Consider the following 22,357-nt stretch of genomic DNA (forward strand, 5'->3'; position numbering starts at 1 on the left):
ACCCGAAGCGCCCGCCACCGAACCCCCGATGAACGAGGTCTCCCTGTCATGAGCGACTCCCCCCGGGCGCTGGGCGCGCCCGTAGCCCGCCGTGAGGGCCGTGACAAGGTCACCGGCACCGCCCGATACGCCGCCGAGCACACCGCGCCCGATCTGCTGTACGGCTGGCCCGTCCCCGCCACCGTCGCGAGCGGGCGCGTCACCGCGGTCCGTACCGCCGACGCGCTCGCGGTGCCCGGTGTCCACACCGTCCTGACCCAGGACAACGCGCCACGGCTCCAGGAGCCCGACGACCCGATCCTCGCCGTGCTCCAGGACGACCGGGTGCCGCACCGGGGCTGGCCCGTCGCCCTCGTCCTGGCGGAGAGCCTCGAATCCGCGCGGGCCGGCGCCGAGGCCGTGTTCGTCGAGTACGCCACCACCGGGCACGACGTCGTCCTCACCGCGGGCCACCCGGGCCTCTACGTCCCCGAGACGGCGAACGGCGGCTACCCGGCCCTGCGTGAACGCGGTGACGCCCTGCGCGCGTTCGAGGCAGCCCCCGTACGGATCGACGCCGCCTACACCGTGCGGGCGCTGCACAACCACCCCATGGAACCGCACGCCTCCACCGCACGGTGGGCCGAAGGCCACCTGACCGTGCACGACTCCAGCCAGGGATCGACCGCCGTGCGCGACAGCCTCGCCACGGCCCTGGGGCTCGACCCCGACCACATCACCGTCATCTCCGAACACGTCGGCGGAGGCTTCGGCTCCAAGGGCACCCCACGCCCGCAGTCCGTCCTCGCCGCGATGGCCGCACGGCACACCGGCCGGCCGGTCCAACTCGCCCTGCCCCGCCGGGCCATGGCAGCGGTCGTCGGTCACCGCGCACCCACCCTGCACCGGGTCCGGCTGGGCGCCGACCGCGAGGGCGTGCTCTCCAGCGTCTCCCACGAGATCGCCACCCACACCTCGCGGATCAAGGAGTTCGTGGAGCAGGCCGCCGTACCCGCCCGCATCATGTACGCCTCGCCCCACAGCCGTACGGAACACCGGGTGGTGGCGCTCGACGTGCCCAGCCCGTCCTGGATGCGCGCACCGGGGGAGGCCCCCGGCATGTACGCGCTCGAGTCGGCCATGGACGAACTGGCCAACGCCCTCGGGATCGACCCGGTCGAGCTGAGACTGCGCAACGAACCGCAGACCGAACCCGACAGCGGGCGGCCGTTCAGCAGCCGCAACCTCGCGGCCTGTCTGAACGAGGGCGCCCGGCGCTTCGGCTGGTACGAACGTGACCCGCGGCCCGCCGCACACGAGGAGGGGCCCTGGCTGCTCGGCACGGGGGTCGCGTCGGCGACGTACCCCGTGATCGTCTCGAAGTCGGCGGCCTCGGCCGAGGCCGCGGCTGACGGCACCTACCGCATCGGGGTCAACGCCACCGACATCGGCACCGGCGCCCGCACGGTCATGGCGCAGATCGCCGCCTCCGTGCTGGACACGCCCCAGGAGAACGTGACGGTCGACATCGGCAACAGTGATCTGCCCGCCGGGTCGGTGGCCGGCGGCTCCTCCGGCACGGCCTCCTGGGGCTCGGCCGTGCACAAGGCGGCCACCGCCCTGATGCGCCGGCTCGCCGAGCACACCGGGCCGCTCCCGCCGGAGGGCATCACCGTCACCGCCGACACCGGGGAGGAGACGGGCCAGGAATCCCCGTACGCACGGCACGCGTTCGGCGCACACTTCGCCGAGGTGGCGGTCGACTCCCTCACCGGAGAGGTACGGGTGCGCAGACTGCTCGGCGTGTTCGCCGCCGGACGCATCCTCAACTCCCGCACGGCGCGCTCCCAGTTCATCGGCGGCATGGTCATGGGCCTCGGCATGGCCCTGACCGAGAGCAGCACCATGGACCCGGACTTCGGTGACTTCACCGAGAGCGACCTGGCCTCCTACCACGTGCCGTCCTGCGCGGACGTCCCCGACATCCAGGCGCACTGGATCGACGAGGACGACCCCCACCTCAACCCCATGGGGAGCAAGGGCATCGGCGAGATCGGCATCGTCGGAACCGCGGCCGCGATCGGGAACGCCGTACGGCACGCCACCGGCGCCCGGCTGCGCGAGCTCCCCCTCACCCCCGACAAACTGCTGCCCTACCTGCCCTGATGCCCCGCGCCCGGTCCCTCGGTTGCGCAACCGGCCCCCTCGGGTCACCCTGAGGAGTGACCCAGAAGTGACAACTGCTCACGCTTCGTGTTCGGGGGTCGTTGGTTCAAACGGGTTGAAGCACGTGGGCCTCGCGGTGAGGAGCCTCGACGATGACCGTTCCACTCGACCGGCACTATCTGGTCGAACTGCAGGTGTCCGCAGAGCGCATTTCCCAGCTGCGGCGCATAGTCGCCGCACACCTTCGTCACTGGAGCCTCGATCTGCACGTCCGGCCCGTGTGCCGGGCGGCGGAGGAACTCCTGACGAACGTCCAGCGACATGTCGGCGACGACAACCACTGTGTCGTCGAGCTCCGCTGGAGCGGCCGGCACCTGACGGTGTCCGTGGCCGACAACGATTCCCGGATGCCCCGGCTGCTCGACGGCGGTGGCGGCGGCCTCAGCCGTGTCATGGCCCTGAGCGACAGCTGGGGTACCTGCCGGACCACCGACGGCAAGGTCGTGTGGTTCACGCGCTACGCGGAGGCGCCGAGCACCACGGGACTGCGGCCGCGTTCGCCGCTCCCCGGCGGGCGCACCTTCCTCAGCGGCCCGGTGCCCGAGAGCGGCCCGGTCCCCGAGAGCGGCTCGGTACCCGAACTCGTGTGACGCGCAGCCCGGTGCCGGCCCGGCCGGCGCGGACCCGCGTGCCTGGGGCACGCATGATCCGCGCCGGCCGGGTACGTGTGCGTGAGGGTCGCGTTGCGAGCCGCTGCGCGGCGCGGCACGGTCGAAGAACAACGCAAGGAGGCACTGCCATGCCCATCGCGACGGTCAATCCCGCGAACGGCGAGACGCTCAGGACATTCGACGCGCTGGACGAGCGGGAGACCGAGCGCAGGCTCGCCGCCGCACACCGCGCGTTCCGCGACTACCGCACCACGGACCTCTCCGAACGCGCCCGCCTGCTGAACCGCGCCGCCGACCTGCTCGACGATGACCAGCAGGACATCGCCCGCACCATGACCATCGAGATGGGCAAGCCCGTCAAGGCAGCCAGGGCCGAGGCGGCCAAGTGCGCCAAGGCGATGCGCTGGTACGCGGCCAACGCCGGACGGCTGCTCGCCGACGAGCACCCCGACGACACCGACGTCAAGGACTCGGGCGCCACCGCTGCCCGGGTCCACTACCGGCCGCTGGGCGTCGTGCTCGCCGTGATGCCGTGGAACTTCCCGCTCTGGCAGGTCATGCGCTTCGCCGCACCCGCCCTCATGGCGGGCAACACCGGTCTGCTCAAGCACGCGTCGAATGTGCCGCAGACCGCCCTGTACATCGAGGACCTGTTCAGCAGGGCCGGGTTCCCCGCCGGCTGCTTCCAGACACTCCTCGTCGGCTCGGGCGCCGTCGAGGCGATCCTGCGCGACCCGAGGGTCGCCGCGGCGACCCTCACCGGCAGTGAGCCGGCCGGCCGCGCGGTCGCCTCCGTCGCGGGTGACGAGATCAAGAAGACCGTGCTGGAACTCGGCGGCAGCGACCCCTTCATCGTCCTGCCCTCGGCCGACGTCGAGAAGGCCGCGGATACCGCGGTGACCGCCCGGGTCCAGAACAACGGCCAGTCCTGCATCGCCGCCAAGCGCTTCATCGTCCACGCGGACGTCCACGACGCCTTCACCGAGCGCTTCACCGCCGGGATGCGCGCCCTGACCGTCGGCGACCCGCTGGAGGAGTCCACCGACGTGGGTCCGCTCTCCAGCGAACAGGGCCGCGCCGACCTGGAGGAGCTCGTCGATGACGCCTTGGCCAAGGGCGCCACGGTGCTCTGCGGGGGAGGCAGGCCCGAGGGCCTGGACCGCGGCTGGTTCCACGAGCCCACCGTGCTCACCGGGATCACCCCGGACATGCGCATCCACCGTGAGGAGACCTTCGGACCGGTGGCGACGCTCTACCGGGCGGCGGACCTGGAGGAGGCCCTGGAGCTCGCCAACGACACCCCCTTCGGGCTGAGTTCCAACGTCTGGACGCGCGATCGGAGCGAGATGGACCGGTGCGTCCGCGACCTGGAGGCCGGCGGTGTCTTCTTCAACGGCATGACGGCCTCCCACCCCGCGCTGCCCTTCGGCGGGGTGAAGCGCTCCGGCTACGGGCGCGAGCTGGCGGGACACGGCATCCGTGAGTTCTGCAACGCCACCACCGTCTGGTACGGCCCCGGAGGCGCCTCGTGAACGACGTACGGACACCGTCACCGTCCGGGGCCGAGGCCCTGTCGGACACCGAGGCCGCCGCACTCGACGCGCACTGGCGCGCCGCCAACTACCTCGCGGTCGGCCAGATCTATCTGATGGCCAACCCCCTCCTGGAGGAGCCACTGGCCCCCGAGCACATCAAGCCGCGGCTCCTCGGCCACTGGGGCACCTCACCCGGGCTGAACCTCGTCCACACCCATCTCAACCGGGTGATCAAGGCACGCGACAAGCCCGCCCTCTGCGTCTGGGGCCCCGGCCACGGAGGCCCGGCCGTCCTCGCCAACTCCTGGCTGGAGGGCAGCTACTCCGAGACGTATCCCGACGTCAGCCGCGACCGCGCAGGAATGGGAGCCCTGTTCAAGCAGTTCTCCTTCCCCGGCGGTGTGCCCAGCCATGTCGCACCCGAGACCCCCGGCTCCATCCACGAGGGCGGCGAGCTGGGATACGCCCTCACCCACGCCTACGGCGCCGCCTTCGACCACCCGGAACTGCTGGTGGCCTGCGTCGTCGGGGACGGAGAGGCGGAGACCGGGCCACTGGCCGCGTCCTGGCACTCGAACAAGTTCCTCGACCCCGTGCACGACGGGGCCGTCCTGCCGATCCTCCACCTCAACGGATACAAGATCGCGAACCCGACGGTCCTCGCCCGGCTGCCGAAGGACGAACTCGACGCGCTGCTGCACGGTTACGGCCACGACCCCCTCCACGTCGAAGGGGACGAGCCCGCAGCCGTCCACCGTGCGCTGGCCGCCGCCATGGACCTCGCCGTGGACCGCATCGAGGAGTACCAGCGCGCCGCCCGCGCCGGGAGCACGTCCGCACGGCCCCGCTGGCCGATGATCGTGCTGCGCACCCCCAAGGGCTGGACAGGGCCGAGGGACGTGGACGGACTTCCCGTCGAGAACACCTGGCGCGCCCACCAGGTCCCGCTGCCCGAGGTCCGCGAGAACCCCGGCCATCTGCGCCAGCTCGAGGAGTGGATGCGCTCCTACCGGCCCGATGAACTCTTCGACTCCGAGGGCCGGCCCACCGCCCAGGTCCTCGACTGCGTCCCCGAGGCTCCCGCCCGGCTCGGATCGACGCCGTACGCCAACGGCGGACTGCTCCTGCGCGATCTGCCGCTGCCCCACCTGGAGGACCACGCCGTCCGGGTCGACAAGCCCGGGACGGTCCTGCACGAGCCCACCCGGATCCTGGGCGGACTGCTCGAAGACGTCATGGCGGCCACGGCCGACCGCAGGAACTTCCGCGTGGTGGGCCCCGACGAGACCGAGTCCAACCGTCTGGGCGCGCTCTACGAAGCCACCGGCAAGGCATGGCAGGCCGAGATCCTCCCCGTCGACGAGCATCTGGCCCGCGACGGCCGGGTGATGGAAGTGCTCTCCGAACACCTCTGCCAGGGCTGGCTGGAGGGATACCTCCTCACCGGGCGGCACGGCCTGTTCTCCTCGTACGAGGCCTTCGCCCATATCGTCGACTCGATGGTCAACCAGCACATCAAGTGGTTGCGCACCTCGCGCCGGCTGCACTGGCGTGCCCCCATCGCCTCCCTGAACTACCTGCTGACCTCGCACGTCTGGCGGCAGGACCACAACGGCTTCTCGCACCAGGACCCCGGCTTCGTCGACCACATCCTCAACAAGAGCCCCGAGGTCGTCCGGGTCTATCTGCCGCCGGACGCCAACACGCTGCTGTCCACCGCCGACCATGTGCTGCGCAGCCACGACTACGTCAATGTGATCGTCGCGGGCAAGCAGCCCGGCTTCGACTGGCTCACCCTCGACCAGGCCCGCGCGCACTGCGCACGCGGGGCCGGTGCCTGGGAGTGGGCCGGTACGGAGGACGGCAGCCGCGAGCCCGACGTGGTGCTGGCCTGCGCCGGCGACGTACCCACCCTGGAGACGATGGCGGCGGCCGGACTGCTGCGGCAGCACCTCCCCGAGCTGGCGGTACGCGTGGTCAACGTGGTCGACATGACCCGGCTGCTGCCGCACGAGGAGCACCCGCACGGGATGCCCGACGCGGAGTACGACTCCCTCTTCACCCGGGACAAGCCGGTGATCTTCGCCTATCACGGCTACCCCTGGCTGGTGCACCGCCTCGCGTACCGGCGTGCCGGACACGCGCATCTGCATGTCCGCGGCTACAAGGAGGAGGGGACCACCACGACGCCGTTCGACATGGTGGTCCGCAACGACCTGGACCGCTACCGGCTGGTCATGGACGTGGTCGACCGGGTGCCGGGTCTCGGGGTGCGTGCCGTCGCCGTACGGCAGGCGATGGCGGACGTACGCACCCGCCACCACGACTGGATCCGGGAACACGGAACGGATCTGCCCGAGGTGGCCGACTGGACCTGGGAGGGCTGAACTGCCGGGCGGCGTACGGAGGCCGGCCCGCGCTTTCCGCGCGGGCCGGCCTCAACAGGGGAGGGGCGCCCCGGTTCGTCGGAAGCGCTCGTCAGAAGCGCAGGACCGCCGCGAGCCGGCCGTGGTCGGCGAGGGAGTCGTCGGCGACGAAGGCCACCTCGCCGCCGTTGTCCAGAACAGTCTCGATGAGCTCGTCCACGATGTCCTCGCGGATCCCGCCGTCGCCCGGCGCGACGTCCGCCGGGTCCACGGGCTGCAGATGGTTGTCGGTGACCCTGACAGTCCGCTGGAAGTGCTCCTCGACCGCGACGAAGGCCACGCGGCCCTCCCTGGCGGCCGTCCAGACCTCGTCGAGGCCGCTCGTGAAGGACTTGGCTCCCCGGGCGGTGTCGAGCCTGTTCCGGACAGCGCTGTCTGTCTGCACGTGCCAGTCGTCCAGCGCGGCCTTCAGCTCATCGGCCAGCTCGGGCGCGGTGGTCTCCGCGGTCGTTCCCTTCGGGACCTTGCAGGCGGCGGACTTGGCGCTCTCCCCGACGTCCTCGAGCAGGGCGAGCGCCTGAGGCAGTCCGACCAGGAACAGTGGCCTGGGGTCCGCGGCCAGTACGGCGCGCAGCTTGCCGTCGACGGTGCGGAAGAAGCTGCGGGTGTCCTCGTTGGAGTAGATGCTCGGAGCGCCGCCGCTCCTGGCCTGGCGCTCCGGGTCGAAGTTCTCGTGCGGAGGGCTCAGCGGGAATCCGTGCCGTTCCTCCGCGCGCAGCACCTCGTTCGTGCCCGACCAGAGGGCCGCGTGTTCGGCGGAAACGCTGAGCACCCAGAAGAGCTGCGCTCCGGCCTTCGCCGCGACGAGGTTGCGGGTCAGGTAGCTGTCGCTCAGCACCACTCGTTCGGGTGCGGTGCGCGGCAGCTGCCAGATCTGGTACTCGTCGGCTCCGGCGAAGATGACGAGGGACTCCAGTGCGCGGCGCTGGTCCACCTCGGCCACCGCGCGGTCGAGTTGCGCCTTCACCGCGGCCCTGGCCTCGTGGGTGACCCGGGGGTCGGCGTCCAGCCGGTTGCCGGCCTCGGCCACGAGGTTGCGCAGGCGTACGGCGTCCTGGGCGTTGTCCGGCGCGCGTCGGTGGGTCGGCATCGTCAGCGACAGAGCCGGATAGGGCCTGGTCGCGCGGAGTTCCTGCAGCAGGCCGGGCGTCAGGGCGTCCGTATCCATCGTTCCCTCCCGGAGGGTTCGGGGTCCGCGGTGCTCAGGGCCGCTCCCAGGTGCGGAGCGGTCATTCAACGAGTCAATTCATACCGTTTGATTTTAGTATGGGCGAATTGTTCCTTTGTTCTTCCGGAGGTGGATGCGAGGTGAGCGCGTCCGAGGCCGTGACGGACGCGCTGCGCGAGCTCCACGGGTGCTTCGCCGGCGTACGTGAGGGGCGGCGCGCCGACTACATCCCGGAGTTGACCAGGTCCGATCCCGACGACTTCGGGCTCGCCCTGGTCAGCATGGACGGGCACTCCTACAGTGCGGGCGCGGCGGATGTCCCCTTCACGCTCCAGTCGGTGTCCAAACCCTTCGTCTACGCACTCGCGCTCGGGGCGCTGGGACTCGACGAGGTGGGCCGCTGGGTGGGTGCCGAACCGAGCGGAGAGGCGTTCAACGCCATCAGCCTGGAGCCCGGCACGGGACGGCCGGCCAACGCGATGGTCAACGCCGGCGCCATCGTCACCACCGCGCTGGTCCCCGACAGCCGTGAGAAACCCGCCTTCCATCGCATCCTGACCTGCCTGAGCCGGTTCGCCGGACGGAGGCTGGACGTCGACGAGGACGTGTACGGATCCGAGGCCTCGACCGGGGACCGCAACCGGGCCCTCGCCTATCTGATCCGCAGCACCGGCACCCTGCCCGTCGATCCGGTGGCCGCGGTCGACACCTACTTCCGGCAGTGCGCGGTGCGGGTCGACGCCACCGACCTCGCCGTGATGGCCGCGACCCTGGCGCACGGCGGGCTCAACCCGGTCACCGGGGAGCGGGTGGTCTCACCCGAGGTCGCGGCGCAGGTCCTGGCGGTCATGGCGACCTGTGGAATGTACGACGCATCGGGCGACTGGCTGCTGAGGGTCGGGCTGCCCGCCAAGAGCGGTGTGTCCGGCGGGCTGATCGCGGCCGGCCCCGCCCGCTTCGGGCTTGCCGCCTACAGCCCGCCGCTGGACGCGGCCGGCACGTCGGTACGCGGCCACGCCGCGCTCGGCGCGCTCTCGGAACGCCTCGGGCTGCACCTCATGAGGAACCCCGCGCTGCCCGGCTCCACCGTCACCCTGGTCACCACCGCCGATGTGCTGCCGTCGGCGCCGTCCGGCCCGCGTGAGCGTGCGCTGCGTGAGCGCGTGGGTGTCGTCGCGGCGCAGGGGGCGCTCGACTTCACCGCCGCCGAGCGTGTGCTGTACGCGCTGGACGAGTCGGGGCCTGGGCAGGCCGGTTCGGTGGTGCTCGATCTGCGCGAGGTGACCGGCGCCGACTCCCTCGCCCTCGAACTGCTGCACGCGGGCCTGTCCCGGCTCGCCAGGGAGGGCCGGAGCGCGGCCGTCGTCGATCCGGACGACCGGCTGGGCCCGCCGGACCTGGTCAGGGAGCGGACCGGCCAGGACCTGCCGCGCTTCGACTCCCGCGAGGAGGCGGCCGAGCACTGCGTGCGGGCCCTGGCCGGGCCGGGCTGAACCGCTACCGGCCGGTCACCGGAAGGCCGGTCACCAGATCTCGTCGACCCACTCGGGGTGGTCGATGAACGGGTTCCTGTTGTGCTGGAACTGGTCGAATATGACCTCGTTCCGGTTCTTCTCGAAGCTGTCCGGCGGGTCCTGCTGGCTCCACTCCTTCAGCACGGAGAGCCGCCCGATGTTCGGGGCCGAGCCGTTGCTCACACTGTCGTTCGGCTCCAGGTCGGCGAAGGAGTCGTCGCCCTCGTAGCGCACCGCCATGTAGAGGATCATCCGGGCGACATCGCCCTTGACCGCGTCGCGCGGCTCGAAGGAGTCGCTGTCGGTGTAGTTGCCCGGCGCCCCCGAGACCGCGCTGCCGCCGTTGTCGAAGTCCTTGTTGCCGCGGACGGAGTTGACCTGCACGTCCTCCGGGCGCAGATGGTGGATGTCGGTGCCGGGCCCGGTCGAGGTGCCGAAGTCGCCGTGGGACTTGGCCCAGACGTGCTCCCGGTTCCAGTCGCCCGTGTTGCCCCCGTTCTCGCTCTTGGCCTGGGAGCGGCCGGTGTAGAGGAGGATCACGTTCGAGGAGTTGACCGGGTCCTCGTCGGTCTCCTTGAGCGCGTCCCAGACCTGGCTGTAGGTGAGCGTGGTCTGCTCACTGATGATCGAGTGGAGCGAGCTCTTGAGTGCGGCGCCCGTCTTGCCGAGGGCGTCCTGGTAGTAGGTGTCGTCGAGTGCGACGGCCTGGGGCGACCGGTCGGCGGACGCGGACGCGGCTGCGGGTGTGGCGGCGGGCGCGGCGGCCGCGACGCCCGTAAGGACGACGATCGAGGCGGCTGTCGCGAGTAGTGGACGCGCGTAGAAACGGCGACGGCTGGACATGTGGGGTGTCCTCTCCGGGGCGGTGGAACGGCGGCGTGTCGGCCGGACGTTGACTGCTCGGTCGGGAGCCTTCCACACGCACGGTGCCCGTCGTGTGAACGTTGCGTAGTCTTCATGTGCAGGTCAAGTAACAGCTCTTCCGTGCCTGCTTCCGCGCCCGTTTCCGGGACCGTCCTGGCATCGGATGCGCCGAGGTCCCACGAGGGCGAGAATGACGGCAAGGACGAGGAGGCGGTATGAGCGAAGAGTCCGAATCCGTATCCGTATCCGTGCCGGAATCCGTGCCGGAAGTACGAGGGGTGACCCCTGACCGCCTGCTGCACACGGGAGGTGGTGATCAGCCCACCGCGGAGGACCTGGTGCTCGCCTCCGGGCGGGATCTGACCCCGGAGAGCCTGGAGTGGGCCCGGCGCAGGCTGTCCGAGGAAGGCCGCTCCGCGATGGACAAGCGGCTCCCGTAGGACCCGCGGGGCCCCCGGGGGCGGGGAGCGTGCGGAGCACTGCCCGCCCCTCGGCTAGCCTGAACGCCATATGAACCGTTTGACGACGTCACAGGGCGCATACGCTCTCGCCCGCTTTCCCGAGAACCCGCGCGATCCGTTCCGTGCGTGGGATGCCGCCGACGAGTACCTGCTGCGGCGGCTGGAGGGGTCGGAAGGGAGCGACCCCGTCCACCCGGCCGGCACCGTGGTCGTGGTGGGTGACCGCTGGGGCGCCCTGGCCACCGTGCTGGCCGCACACCGGCCCGTGCAGATCACCGATTCGTACCTCTCCCGGCGGGCCACCGAGGCGAACCTGGCGCGCAACGGCGCGGCCCCGGACGCGGTGCGTCTGCTCTCGGTGCGCGACACCCCGCCGGACCGGATCGACCTGCTCCTCGTGCGGGTCCCCAAGAGCCTCGCGCTCCTGGAGGAGCAGCTCCACAGGCTCGCCCCGGCCGTGCACGCGGGAACCGTCGTCATCGGTACGGGCATGGTGAAGGAGATCCACACCTCCACGCTCAAGCTGTTCGAGCGGATCATCGGCCCCACCCGCACGTCCCTCGCCGTGAAGAAGGCGCGGCTCATCCTCTGCACCCCGGACCCGGCCCTGCCCAGGGCCCCCAGCCCCTGGCCCCACCGCTACGAACTCCCCGACGACGTGGGCGCGGTCTCCGGCCGTACGGTCACCAATCACGCCGGGATCTTCTGCGCCGAGCGCCTGGACATCGGCACCCGCTTCTTCCTGAAGCACCTTCCGCGGCGCAGCGGGCCCGACCGCGTCGTCGACCTGGGCTGCGGAAACGGCGTTGTGGGAATGTCAGCGGCCCTCGCCAACCCCGAGGCCACGGTCACCTTCGTCGACGAGTCGTACCAGGCGGTCGCCTCCGCCGAGGCGACCTTCCGCGACAGCGCCCCGGCCGATGCCGAGGCCGACTTCGTGGTCGGCGACGGGACGGCGGACATGCCCCCGTCGAGCGTGGACCTCGTCCTGTGCAACCCGCCGTTCCACTCGCACCAGGCGGTCACCGACGCCACGGCCCGGAACATGTTCCACGGAGCGCGTTCCGCCCTGCGCCAGGGCGGGGAACTCTGGGTCGTGGGCAACCGGCATCTCGGCTACCACACCCAGCTGCGCCGGATCTTCGGCAACTGCGTCACCGTCGCCGGTGACCCGAAGTTCGTCGTCCTGCGGGCCGTCAAGCGCTGACCCGCGTCAGGAGAGGTCGTCCCGGCCGAGCCAGGACGGCACCTCCGGCACCTGCGCGTCCCAGGCGGGCGGGGGACCGGGCTTCGACCGTACCGGCTCCGGCGCTGCGGGCCCGTCCCGTACCTCCGCCTCGGCCGCTTCCTCCGCGGGCTCGGGAACAGCGCTGTCGTACAGCTGCTCGGCCACCGAGAACCTGCAGTGGAAGGGCTGCCAGACGCCTTCGACGACCAGCAGGAATCCGTCGGCCTCCCGGTACAGCTTCCGGCCCTTCGGGTTGGCGGGATGGACCGGCTCGAAACGCTCCGCGCGGATCCGGAGCGCTGCGAGCGCCTCCTCGCGCGTCCCCTCCACATGGTCCATCACGCCGATCGACCACATCCGCCTGTTCCGGCCGTAGCCGAGGTTCTGCTCCACCACCAGTCCCCACCTGGACACAGCCCCCACCCCTCCCGGATCGTGCGCGGTTGAGGTATGCAGGTAACCGCGCCGGCGGTCATCCTACGAGTCGATCTCTCCGGTCCCCGCCGGCGAAGGGAAGGCAGAGCCGATGAACGATCCGGACCCCGGGCTGTTCGGCCCCCGCTCCGTCACCTGGCAGATGCACGGGGACCCCATGATGTGGGTGGCCGGTGTACGGGCCCTCTATCTCCAGGCGCTCCACCCCCGGGCCGTGCGCGGCGTCATGCAGAACTCCGACTTCCGCAAGGACGCCTGGGGCCGTCTCATGCGCACCGCCGGCTTCGTCGGCACGCTCACCTATGGCACCACGCGGGCCGCCGAGGAGTACGGGGCGCGCGTCCGCAGGATCCACCGGCTGCTCCGGGCCACCGACCCGGAGACCGGCGAGGTCTACGGCATCGACGAACCGGCGCTGCTGCTCTGGGTGCACTGCGCCGAGGTCGACTCCTACCTCCAGGTCGAACGCCGCTCCGGCTGCCCGATCACCGATGCCCAGGCCGACCGCTACATCGACGAACAGCGGGAGGCCGCCCGCCTCGTGGGCCTCGACCCCTCGGACGTCCCCGGCACGACAGCGGCCCTCGCCGCCTACTTCGAGCAGGTCCGGCCCCTGCTCGCCGCGGGCCCCGAGGCCGCGGACGTCGACGACTTCCTGCGTGAACCGCCGGTCCCCGCCCTCCTGACCCCTGCGCGCGACCTGCTCTGGCGGCGCGTGGCCACACTCGCCTACGACTCCCTGCCGGCCTACGCCCACGAGCTGTACGGCAGAGCGGCACCGCCACCGGCAAGCGTCGACCTCCGTCTGCGCATCACGGGAACCGCCCTGCGCGCGATCCCCGCCCGCCTGCGCAGACGCCTGCCGCCCGGGCACATTGTGAAGGCGATGGCACGACTCGGGCCCGCGAGCCGACCCACCCCGTACAAACTCCGCAGACAGGCAGCCATACTGGACGGGCCTGGGAGGGCGCAGCGGTAGTGGCAGCGAAACAAACGGGGGCGACAACAGGCGATGGCGGACACCAGGCTGATCCAGAGCCGGTACCGGCTGCTCGATCTGATCGGGCGCGGCGGCATGGGCGAGGTGTGGCGTGCGCGCGACGAATCGCTGGGCCGGCAGGTCGCCGTCAAGTGCCTGAAGCCGATGGGGCCCCAGCACGACCAGGCCTTCATCCGCGTACTCCGCGAGCGCTTCCGCCGGGAGGCGCGGGTGGCCGCCGGGCTCCAGCACCGCGGGGTCACCGTCGTCCATGACTTCGGCGAGTCGGACGGCGTCCTCTACCTCGTCATGGAGCTCCTGGAGGGACGCAACCTCAGCCAGCTCCTGGAGGAGAACAAGCAGCGCCCGCTGCCCGTGGCCGATGTCGTCGACATCGCGGAGCAGGTGGCCGACGCCCTCGGCTACACCCACCGGCAGGGCATCGTGCACCGCGACCTCAAGCCGGCGAACATCATGCGGCTCGACGACGGAGCCGTGAAGATCTGTGACTTCGGCATAGCCAGGCTCGGCCGCGAGATCGGCCTCACCTCCCGGCTCACCGGTACCGGCGTGGCCATGGGCACCCCGCACTACATGTCGCCCGAGCAGATCAGCGGCGGTGAGGTCGACCACCGTAGCGACCTCTACTCCCTGGGCTGTGTGCTGTACGAAATCGCCACGGGCGTACCGCCGTTCGACATGGACGACTCCTGGGCCGTGCTCGTCGGACACCGCGACACCGCTCCCGAGCCGCCACGCAGCCACCGCGCCGAACTCCCCGGGTTCCTCGACAGGGTCGTCCTGGACCTGCTGGCCAAGACACCGGCCGAGCGGCCGGCCGACGCTCGTGACCTGCGGCAGCGCATCTCGCTCGGGCGCACGGGCGAGCAGCCGGGCACCATGGGGGTCCCGCTCGCCCCGCCCGTCCTGGTCCGGTACCCCGGTGCCCCCGCTCCCCAACTGCCCTCCTGGACGCGCGACATGACCACCGGGCACAAGGCGATCGGCACGACGCCCCCCGAGCCCTCCGCCGCCGACCACGCCGCCGCGCTGACGGGGGCCTGGACCACCGGCTCAGGACCCCTCCCCGTCGGCGCGTCGCCGTCGGGAGCCGACCGCCCCACCCCGTCACCCGAACTGCTCGCCACCCTGGCCGGCCGGCACAGCGCCGGGCTCAACCTGGGGCGCCTGGGGCACTGGGGGGAGGCGGGCGACGTCCACCGCAAGGTCGCAGCCGAACGCGAACAGGCCCTGGGGCCCGACCACCCCGACACCCTCGCCAGCAGGTACGAGATCGGCTTCACCCTCAGCCGCACCGGGCGGGCGGAGGACGCGCTGCGGGAATTCGGCCGGGTCGCCGACGGCCGCGAACGCACCCTGGGCCCCGACCACCCGGAGACCCTCGCGGCACGGCAGGAGAGCGCGTACGTACTCGGCCAGCTCGGCCGTCACTTCGAGGCCCACCAGATCTACGCCGCGGTCCTCGCCTCGCGCGAGCGCTCCATGGGGCCCGACCACCCCGACACCCTGCGCTGCCGTCACAACCTCGCCTTCAACCTCAGCAGACTGGGCCGCCTCGACGCCTCGCACCGCATGGCACGCGAGGTGGCCGACGCCCGCGGCAGGCTGCTCGGCGCCACACACCCGGACACCCTGGTCACGCTCTACGAAGTGGCGTACACGCTGGGCCGTCTCGACCGCTGGACCGAGGCACTCAAGACCTACCGCGAGGTCGCCGACGGCCGTGCCGCCACCCTCGGCGCCGACCACCCCGACACCCTGTCCGCGCGCTACGAGGTGGGCATCAGCCTCGGCAGACTCGGCCGGAGCGCCGAGGCCCTGGAGCTCTACCGCGCCCTGGTCGACGACCGCACCAGGGTCGGCGGTCCCACCGACCCCGAGACGCTGCGCGCCCGGCACGGCCTCGGCGTCAACCTGGGGCGGATGGCGCGCTGGGAGGAGGCGCTCGACGAGTCACGCGAGGTCTGCGCGATCCGGGAGCGCACCCTGGGACCCGACCACGCCGACACACTCATCAGCCGCCGCGAGGTGGCCGTCGGCCTCGGCTGGCTCGGCCGCTGGGCCGAGGCGCTCTCCGACTACCGCAGGGTCGCAGAGATCCGCGAACGGGTGCTGGGCGCCGACCACCCCGACACCCTCGCGAGCCGCAACGACGAGGCGCACTGTCTGGAGCAGCTCGGGCGCGGTCCCGAGGCCGCCGACCTCTACCGGCGGGTCGCCGACCTGCGAGGGCAGCACGGAGCGCCGCCGAACTGACCGTCAGGCCAGGCCGGCCCGCACGCGGTGGAGGTCGCGCAGCAGCGCGATCTCGGCCCCGTGGTGCAGCGGCTCCTGGCAGCTCCTGGTTGACCCACCACACGACGTCCAGGAACGGATCCTCCGGGTCGCTGCCGGGGCGCGGGACGACGCGGTGCGCGGCAGCACCTTGCCACAGCCGGCCGCCCCGGGCCGGCAGGTGCCCGCCACAGGGTCGCCGCCCTGTCCGGAGACCGTCATCCCGTGTTACGAAGGGGCATGGCCGCAGACGAGATGCCCTCACCCGGCACCCCCGCGCGCGCCGCCTACGACGCGGTGATCGTCGGCGGTGGGCACAACGGTCTGGTCGCCGCCGCCTACCTCGCCCGCGCGGGGCAGTCGGTGCTCGTCCTGGAACGCCTCGAAGGCACCGGGGGAGCCGCCGTGTCGACGCGCCCCTTCGAAGGGATCGACGCCCGGCTCTCGCGCTACTCCTACCTCGTCTCGCTCCTGCCGCGGAAGATCGTCCGCGAGCTCGGCCTCGACTTCGCCGTACGCAAGCGCACCGTGTCCTCGTACACCCCCGTGGTGCGCGGCGGCCGGCCCACCGGGCTGCTCGTCGGCGGTGACGGCACCCGGGAGTCGTTCGCCGCACTCACAGGCGACGGACGTGAGTACGAGGCCTGGCAGCGCTTCTACGGGATGACGGGCCGGGTCGCCGAGCGGGTCTTCCCGACGCTCACCGAACCCCTGCCGGCCCGTGCGGACCTGCGGGCGCGCGTGGGCGACGCCGACGCCTGGCGCATGCTGTTCGAAGAGCCCATCGGCGTCGCCGTCGAGGAGAACTTCGCGGACGACCTCGTACGCGGCATCGTCCTCACCGACGCGCTGATCGGCACCTTCGCCGACACGCACGACCCGTCACTGCTCCAGAACCGCTGCTTCCTATACCACGTGATCGGCAATTCCACGGGGGACTGGGACGTCCCGGTCGGCGGCATGGGCGCGCTCACCGACGCCCTGGCCGGGGCGGCGCGCGCGGCGGGCGCCGAGATCCGTGTACGGCATGAGGCGACCCGTATCGACACCGACGGCACCCACGCCGATGTGACTGTCCGTTCACCCGACGGGGAGCACGTCGTCGGCGCGCGCCGCGTCCTGGTCAACGCCTCGCCCCAGGCGCTCGCCATGCTCCTCGGCGATGAGCCGCCCGCACCGGCCGAGGGAGCCCAGCTGAAGGTGAACATGCTGCTCACCCGGCTGCCGAGACTGCGTGACCACGGTGTCGATCCGCGCCGCGCGTTCGCGGGCACCTTCCACATCGCCGAGGGATACGAGCAACTGGCGACCGCGCACCGCGAGGCGGCGGCCGGACGCCTGCCAGGTGCCCCGCCGTCCGAGATCTACTGCCACTCGCTGACCGACCCGTCGATCCTCGGCCCCGGGCTCCGGGCGCGTGGCTACCAGACCCTCACGCTGTTCGGCCTGCACACCCCCGCCCGGCTGTTCACGGCGGACAACGACGCGACACGTACGGCGCTGCTCGCGGCCACCCTCGCGGAGCTCGACGCCCATCTGGAGGAGCCGCTCGCCGACTGTCTGGCCGTCGACTCCGACGGCAGGCCGTGCATCGAGGCGAAGACACCCCTGGACCTGGAGCGGGACCTGAGGCTCCCGGGCGGCCACATCTTCCACCGGGACCTCGCCTTCCCGTACGCCACGCAGGACACGGGCCGTTGGGGCGTCGAGACCGCCCATGCCAACGTCCTGCTGTGCGGGGCGGGCGCGGTGCGCGGCGGAGGGGTCAGCGGGGTGCCGGGCCACAACGCGGCCATGGCGGCGCTCGGCCGCTGACCGGCGCTGACCCGGCAGCGCTCCGCCCGGTCCGGTCCGGTGCGGGGGACGCGGTGGGCGGAGCGCCTCGGGTAAGGGCGGCGAGTGCGGGCTCGTCACGCCCGTCCCGTCCGGCCGGACGGGACGGAGGTGGTTGCGGGCCACCTCGCGGCCCGTGCGGGCCGGAGGCCCTCCCGGCCGGCCGGGAGGGGGTGCGGACCGGTCAGGAGCCGGTGCAGGCGCCTACGACAGGGGCCGATGTGCTGCCGTGCGTCGCGACGGTGAAGCCGAAGGTCGTCGAGGCTCCGGCCGCAAGGGTGCCGTTCCAGGCGGGTTTGACCGTCACCACGTCGCCCGAGGTGGTGGGCGTGCCGTTCCAGACGGCGGAGACCGTCTGGGGCGCCGGCACGGTCACCGGAACCGCCCAGTCGGTGATGCCCGAGTCGCCGGCCTTGACCGTCACCTCGCCGTTGTATCCGTCGCTCCATGCCGAGGTCCGGACATACGTCGCCGTGCAGGCACCGGCGTCGCCGTCGTCCCCGCCGCCGTCCTCTCCACCGTCGTCCCCGCCACCGTCGGACCCGCCGAGTGCGGCGAGCACGGCGTCGTAGGCCGGCTTCTTGTTGTAGTCGCCGTCGAAGAGCAGCGGGGTTCCGCTGCTGCGCCACGAGTACTTGTCGGTGACACCCCAGACCGTCAGGCCCGTGCACCGCGTGACGGCCAGGCAGGCGTCCACGACCTGGGTGTAGTTCTGCGCCTGGGCGGATCCGGAGCCTTCGATGTCCAGCTCGGTGATCTGCACATCGACACCGAGATCGGCGAAGCGCTGGAGGTTGGCCTGGTAGTCCGACGGTACGGGGGAGTTGCTGTTGAAGTGCGACTGGAAGCCGACGCAGTCGATCGGGACGCCGCGCTCCTTGAAGTCCTTCACCATGTCGTAGACGGCGTCGCTCTTCGCGTTCCGACCGTCGGTGTTGTAGTCGTTGTAGCAGAGCTTGGCGTCGGCATCGACCGTACGGGCGGTGCGGAACGCCTCCTCGATGAACCCGTCCCCGAGGGTGTCCTGGAACGGCGAACTGCGCCGGGCCCCGGTGCTGCCGTCCTCGTACGCCTCGTTCACCACGTCCCAGGAGTCGATCTCGCCCTTGAAGTGGGTCATCACCTGGGTGATGTGGTTGTTCATGACGGAGCGGAGATCGTCGGCGCCCAGACCGTTCACCCAGCCGGGAAGCTGCGAGTGCCACACCAGGGTGTGGCCCCTGACCTTCATCCCCTGGCCCTGCGCGTGGCTGACGATCTGGTCGGCCGCCGAGAAGTTGAACGAGTCGCGGGAGCTCTCGACGGCGTCCCACTTCATCTCGTTCTCGGGCGTGACCGAGCCGAACTGGGCGTCCAGCGTCGACGCGTAGTCCGCCTCGCCCAGGTGGTTGGCGGCCACCGCCGTGCCGAAGTAGCGGCCGCTCGCGGCCGCGGCGTCGCCGAGCTCACCGGCGGCCTGGGCACTGCCGGCGAGCGCCACGACCCCGGCAGCGGCGAGGACGCCCGCGGTGACGAGGGAGAGCGTTCGCCTGCCGCGGGCCGGCCGATGCGGGCGGGCGGGGACGCCGCCCGGGGGAATCTGGACCATCACGTTTCCAGCCTCTTCTTCCGGTTGCCGGAGGGCCGAACTGGGCGCCCGGCATGGGGGATTCGGACCGTTCGAGGTGCGGGAACAAGGGGGAGCGAGGGAGAGTATGCGCTCCATGGGAAGTCGCGTCAACGCTGCATTTCCGAAATGTTTCCGAGCCAACGAGTACCTCCGTGGGAGGTGTTGGCCGCACGACCTGCACACATGGCGGGTGTGTGACGCTGCTTCGCAAGTGTCCCGCCTGGTCCGCGGTAATCGAGCTGGGGCATGACGAAATATATGCATGCCGTGTGTCGAAAGTTTCGACGGGTGGGTGGGGTGCCCGCTCAGCCTCGGGTGCGGGGCACCGCTCGCGCCATCCGGTCGGCGGCAGCCACCCGCGGAGCACTGCCGGAACGCCAGGTGCGCACCGGATGGACGGAGTTGCCCAGAACGATCAGGAAGGAGTCCGTCACCGGATCCAGGACCAGGCTGGTGCCGGTGAACCCCGTGTGGCCGGCCGTGCGCGGGCCGGCCATCGCGCCCATGTACCACGGCTGGCAGAGCTCGAAGCCCAGGCCGTGGGCGTTCCCGGGGAACGCGGTGTTGAAGTCCGTGAACAGCAGCTCCACGGACTCCTCGGACAGGATGCGGGACGCGCCGTAGCTTCCCCCGTTGAGCAGGGTGCGGGCCAGCACGGCCAGGTCCCAGGCGCAGGAGAAGACGCCCGCGTGGCCGGCGACCCCGCCCAGGCTGTACGCGTTCTCGTCATGGACCTCGCCCCAGACAAGACCGCGCTCCAGCCCCGACCAGGGCGGTCGGGCGTCCTCGGTGGCCGCGATCTTCGGCCTCCAGGAGGCAGGGGGGTTGTACCGGGTGCGGTGCATCCCGAGCGGGGCGGTGATCTGCTCGTGGAGCAGGGCGTCCTGGGTGCTGCCGGTGATCCTCTCCAGGATCAGCTGCAACGCGATCAGATTGAGATCGGAGTAGAGATACGCCGTACCGGGCACCGAGACCGGAACATCGTCCCGGATCATGCGTAGCTTCCCCTCGCGGGTCGGCTCCTCGTAGAGCGGGATCCAGGCCCGGAGGCCCGAGGTGTGCGTCAGCAGCTGACGGACCGTGATGTCCTGCTTGTCGGCGCCGGTGAATTCGCTCAGCCAGGACGCGACCGGCGCCTCGAGCCCCAGCGCTCCCCGCTCGATCTGCTGCACGGCGAGGACCGAGGTGAACAGCTTGGACACCGAGGCCAGGTCGAAGACCGTGTCCTCGGCCATCGCGATCTGCCGGTCCGGCGGAAACTCTACCCCGGTGCCGGTCTCCTCGTCGTACGCCGCATAGCGCACCGCCCGGCCGATCGGCCGGTGCAGGGCCACCGTGCCGCCCCGGCCCGCGAGCAGCACCGCACCCGCGTACCAGGGGTGGGCTGGGGACGGGGCGAGATACCTCTCAGCGTCGGCCACCAGCAGGCGGAGCTCGTCCGGCAGCAGCCCGGCACGCGCGGCCGAGCCGTGCGTCAGTGTCGGTCCGCCCCGCCCCGACGCCTGTCCGGTCATCAGGACCCCTTCGATGTGCGCCGTGATGAAACTTCCCGCCGGACCAGAGGCTACGACACAGACCTTCCGGACCCTTGACCCTCGGCGACCTGCCACCCAGGATCACGCCATGACAGGTGTACGCAGCAGCACAGTGGACGGCGTCCTGACGCGCAGCGCACGGCGCACCCCCGGCCGCACCGCCGTACGGTACGCCGGGCGGTCCTGGACCTACGCCGCCCTGGACGAGGCGGTCAGCACGGCGGCCGCAGTGCTGACCGGCGCGCACGGGCTGCGTCCCGGCGACCGGGTGGCGTCCTACGCCCACAACTCGGACGTGTACCTGATCGCCTATCTGGCCTGCGCCAGGGCCGGACTGGTCCATGTGCCGGTCAACCAGAATCTCACCGGCGAGGACCTGGCCTACATCCTCCGTCAGTCCGGCAGCACACTCGTCCTCACCGACCCGGGGCTCGCCCCGCGCATCCCGGCGGGTTACGACGTACGGCCGCTGCGCGACGCGCCGGACTCCCTCCTCGGCGAGCTGGACACCCCGCGCCCCTTCGCACCCGCACGCGAACCCGGCGCCGACGACCTGGTCCAGCTGCTCTACACCTCAGGCACGACCGCCCAGCCCAAGGGCGCGATGATGACGCACGGCGCGCTGGTCCACGAGTACGTCAGTGCCGTCACCGCCCTCGACCTGCGCCCCACCGACCGTCCGGTCCACTCGCTGCCCCTCTACCACTCCGCGCAGATGCATGTGTTCCTGCTGCCGTATCTCGCGGTGGGCGCCGAGAACACCATCCTCGACTCACCGGACCCCGGCCGGATCTTCGATCTGGTCGAAGCCGGGCAGGCGGACAGCATCTTCGCGCCGCCGACCGTCTGGATCGGACTCGCCAACCACCCGGAGTTCGTCACCCGTGAGCTCGGAGCGCTGCGCAAGGCCTACTACGGTGCGTCGATCATGCCCGTGCCGGTCCTGGAACGTCTGCGTGAGCGGCTGCCCGAGCTGGCGTTCTACAACTGTTTCGGCCAGAGCGAGATCGGCCCGCTGGCCGCCGTCCTCGGCCCCGACGAGCACGAAGGGCGGATGGACTCCTGCGGGCGGCCCGTGCTCTTCGTCGAGGCGAAGGTGGTCGACGAGGACGGCGAGGAGGTGTCCGACGGCACCGCGGGCGAGGTGGTCTACCGCTCACCTCAGCTGTGCCAGGGCTACTGGGACAAGCCGGAGGAGAGCGCGGAAGCCTTCCGCGACGGCTGGTTCCACTCGGGCGACCTCGCCGTACGCGACCCGGAGGGCTACTTCACGGTCGTCGACCGGGTGAAGGACGTCATCAACTCGGGAGGCGTGCTCGTCGCATCCCGGCAGGTGGAGGACGCCCTCTACACCCATCCCGCGGTGGCCGAGGCGGCCGTCGTGGGACTGCCCGACGCACGCTGGATCGAGGCGGTCACCGCGATCGTCGTGCTCCGAGGCGAGGCCTCGGAAGCCGACCTCATCGAGCACGCCCGTGAGCAGCTCGCCCACTTCAAGGCGCCGAAGAGCGTCCTGTTCGTCGAGGAACTCCCACGCAACGCCAGCGGCAAGATCCTCAAGCGGGAGCTTCGCGACCGGTTCGCCGCATCCTGAAGGGCGCCACTGCGAGCCACCGCGGTCCGCCCAGCCGGCCTCCCTCGGCCCCCAGGCCGGCCGGC

Annotated in this window: 16 protein-coding genes and 1 pseudogene; 11 read left to right on the forward strand and 6 right to left on the reverse strand. The window is 71.5% G+C overall.

What is annotated here, in order from left to right; genetic code table 11:
• Positions 1-48 precede the first annotated feature (48 nt).
• The 4 genes from OG623_RS33485 to OG623_RS33500 all read left to right on the forward strand — a co-directional run bounded on the left by OG623_RS33485 (position 49) and on the right by OG623_RS33500 (position 6,738).
• Positions 49-2,145: a xanthine dehydrogenase family protein molybdopterin-binding subunit gene (locus tag OG623_RS33485; RefSeq protein ID WP_406151360.1), complete on the forward strand. Its 2,097-nt coding sequence runs from the start codon at positions 49-51 to the stop codon at positions 2,143-2,145.
• Between the two features lie 152 nt (positions 2,146-2,297).
• On the forward strand, positions 2,298-2,795 hold the full coding sequence (locus tag OG623_RS33490) for an ATP-binding protein (protein ID WP_406151361.1): 498 nt from the start codon (positions 2,298-2,300) through the stop codon (positions 2,793-2,795).
• A 149-nt stretch (positions 2,796-2,944) separates the two neighbouring features.
• Entirely contained in the window at positions 2,945-4,348 is a 1,404-nt protein-coding gene (locus tag OG623_RS33495; protein ID WP_406151362.1) for an NADP-dependent succinic semialdehyde dehydrogenase, read from the forward strand.
• Positions 4,345-6,738 (forward strand): phosphoketolase, encoded by a 2,394-nt coding sequence (locus OG623_RS33500; RefSeq protein ID WP_406151363.1) that lies wholly within the window; start codon positions 4,345-4,347, stop codon positions 6,736-6,738. Before OG623_RS33495 ends, OG623_RS33500 begins: the two co-directional genes overlap by 4 nt.
• Before the next feature lie 91 nt (positions 6,739-6,829).
• Here OG623_RS33500 and OG623_RS33505 read toward each other — a convergent pair whose 3' ends face one another.
• Entirely contained in the window at positions 6,830-7,945 is a 1,116-nt protein-coding gene (locus tag OG623_RS33505) for a chemotaxis protein (RefSeq protein WP_406151364.1), read from the reverse strand.
• 140 nt (positions 7,946-8,085) lie between these two features.
• Here OG623_RS33505 and glsA point away from each other — a divergent pair, with 140 nt between their 5' ends.
• Positions 8,086-9,438 (forward strand): glutaminase A, encoded by a 1,353-nt coding sequence (gene glsA, locus OG623_RS33510; RefSeq protein ID WP_406151365.1) that lies wholly within the window; start codon positions 8,086-8,088, stop codon positions 9,436-9,438.
• A gap of 30 nt (positions 9,439-9,468) precedes the next feature.
• Here the strand turns inward: glsA and OG623_RS33515 are convergent, their stop codons facing one another.
• Positions 9,469-10,302 carry an endonuclease I family protein gene (locus OG623_RS33515; protein WP_406151366.1) on the reverse strand — a complete coding sequence of 278 codons (834 nt, stop codon included), beginning with the start codon at positions 10,300-10,302 and terminating at the stop codon, positions 9,469-9,471.
• Positions 10,303-10,538: 236 nt separating this feature from the next.
• Here OG623_RS33515 and OG623_RS33520 point away from each other — a divergent pair, with 236 nt between their 5' ends.
• Together OG623_RS33520 and OG623_RS33525 are read left to right on the forward strand one after the other, a co-directional pair.
• Complete coding sequence (locus OG623_RS33520; RefSeq protein WP_406151367.1) at positions 10,539-10,763, forward strand: hypothetical protein; 225 nt, start codon at positions 10,539-10,541, stop codon at positions 10,761-10,763.
• A 70-nt stretch (positions 10,764-10,833) separates the two neighbouring features.
• Positions 10,834-11,991 carry a methyltransferase gene (locus OG623_RS33525; protein WP_406151368.1) on the forward strand — a complete coding sequence of 386 codons (1,158 nt, stop codon included), beginning with the start codon at positions 10,834-10,836 and terminating at the stop codon, positions 11,989-11,991.
• A gap of 6 nt (positions 11,992-11,997) precedes the next feature.
• On the opposite strand, the gene OG623_RS33530 is transcribed toward OG623_RS33525, so the two are convergent.
• Complete coding sequence (locus tag OG623_RS33530) at positions 11,998-12,426, reverse strand: hypothetical protein (RefSeq protein ID WP_406151369.1); 429 nt, start codon at positions 12,424-12,426, stop codon at positions 11,998-12,000.
• Between the two features lie 112 nt (positions 12,427-12,538).
• Between OG623_RS33530 and OG623_RS33535 the strand changes: the two genes are divergently transcribed.
• Both OG623_RS33535 and OG623_RS33540 read left to right on the forward strand, forming a co-directional pair.
• Positions 12,539-13,426 (forward strand): oxygenase MpaB family protein, encoded by an 888-nt coding sequence (locus tag OG623_RS33535; protein ID WP_406151370.1) that lies wholly within the window; start codon positions 12,539-12,541, stop codon positions 13,424-13,426.
• A gap of 33 nt (positions 13,427-13,459) precedes the next feature.
• Positions 13,460-15,703: a tetratricopeptide repeat protein gene (locus OG623_RS33540; protein WP_406151371.1), complete on the forward strand. Its 2,244-nt coding sequence runs from the start codon at positions 13,460-13,462 to the stop codon at positions 15,701-15,703.
• 3 nt (positions 15,704-15,706) lie between these two features.
• Here the strand turns inward: OG623_RS33540 and OG623_RS33545 are convergent, their stop codons facing one another.
• Positions 15,707-15,943, reverse strand: a complete 237-nt coding sequence (locus tag OG623_RS33545) for a hypothetical protein (RefSeq protein ID WP_406151372.1) — start codon at positions 15,941-15,943, stop codon at positions 15,707-15,709.
• An 18-nt stretch (positions 15,944-15,961) separates the two neighbouring features.
• Between OG623_RS33545 and OG623_RS33550 the strand changes: the two genes are divergently transcribed.
• Entirely contained in the window at positions 15,962-17,536 is a 1,575-nt protein-coding gene (locus OG623_RS33550) for a phytoene desaturase family protein (protein ID WP_406151373.1), read from the forward strand.
• 202 nt (positions 17,537-17,738) lie between these two features.
• Here the strand turns inward: OG623_RS33550 and OG623_RS33555 are convergent, their stop codons facing one another.
• Complete coding sequence (locus tag OG623_RS33555) at positions 17,739-19,142, reverse strand: endo-1,4-beta-xylanase (protein ID WP_406151374.1); 1,404 nt, start codon at positions 19,140-19,142, stop codon at positions 17,739-17,741.
• Between the two features lie 341 nt (positions 19,143-19,483).
• A pseudogene (locus OG623_RS33560) lies at positions 19,484-20,677 on the reverse strand (serine hydrolase domain-containing protein); the annotation flags it as partial.
• Between the two features lie 109 nt (positions 20,678-20,786).
• Between OG623_RS33560 and OG623_RS33565 the strand changes: the two are divergent.
• On the forward strand, positions 20,787-22,292 hold the full coding sequence (locus OG623_RS33565) for an acyl-CoA synthetase (RefSeq protein WP_406151375.1): 1,506 nt from the start codon (positions 20,787-20,789) through the stop codon (positions 22,290-22,292).
• Positions 22,293-22,357: the final 65 nt, after the last annotated feature.

Origin of the sequence: Streptomyces sp. NBC_01012, from assembly GCF_045162755.1 — a bacterium.
Taxonomy (GTDB): Bacteria; Actinomycetota; Actinomycetes; order Streptomycetales; family Streptomycetaceae; genus Streptomyces.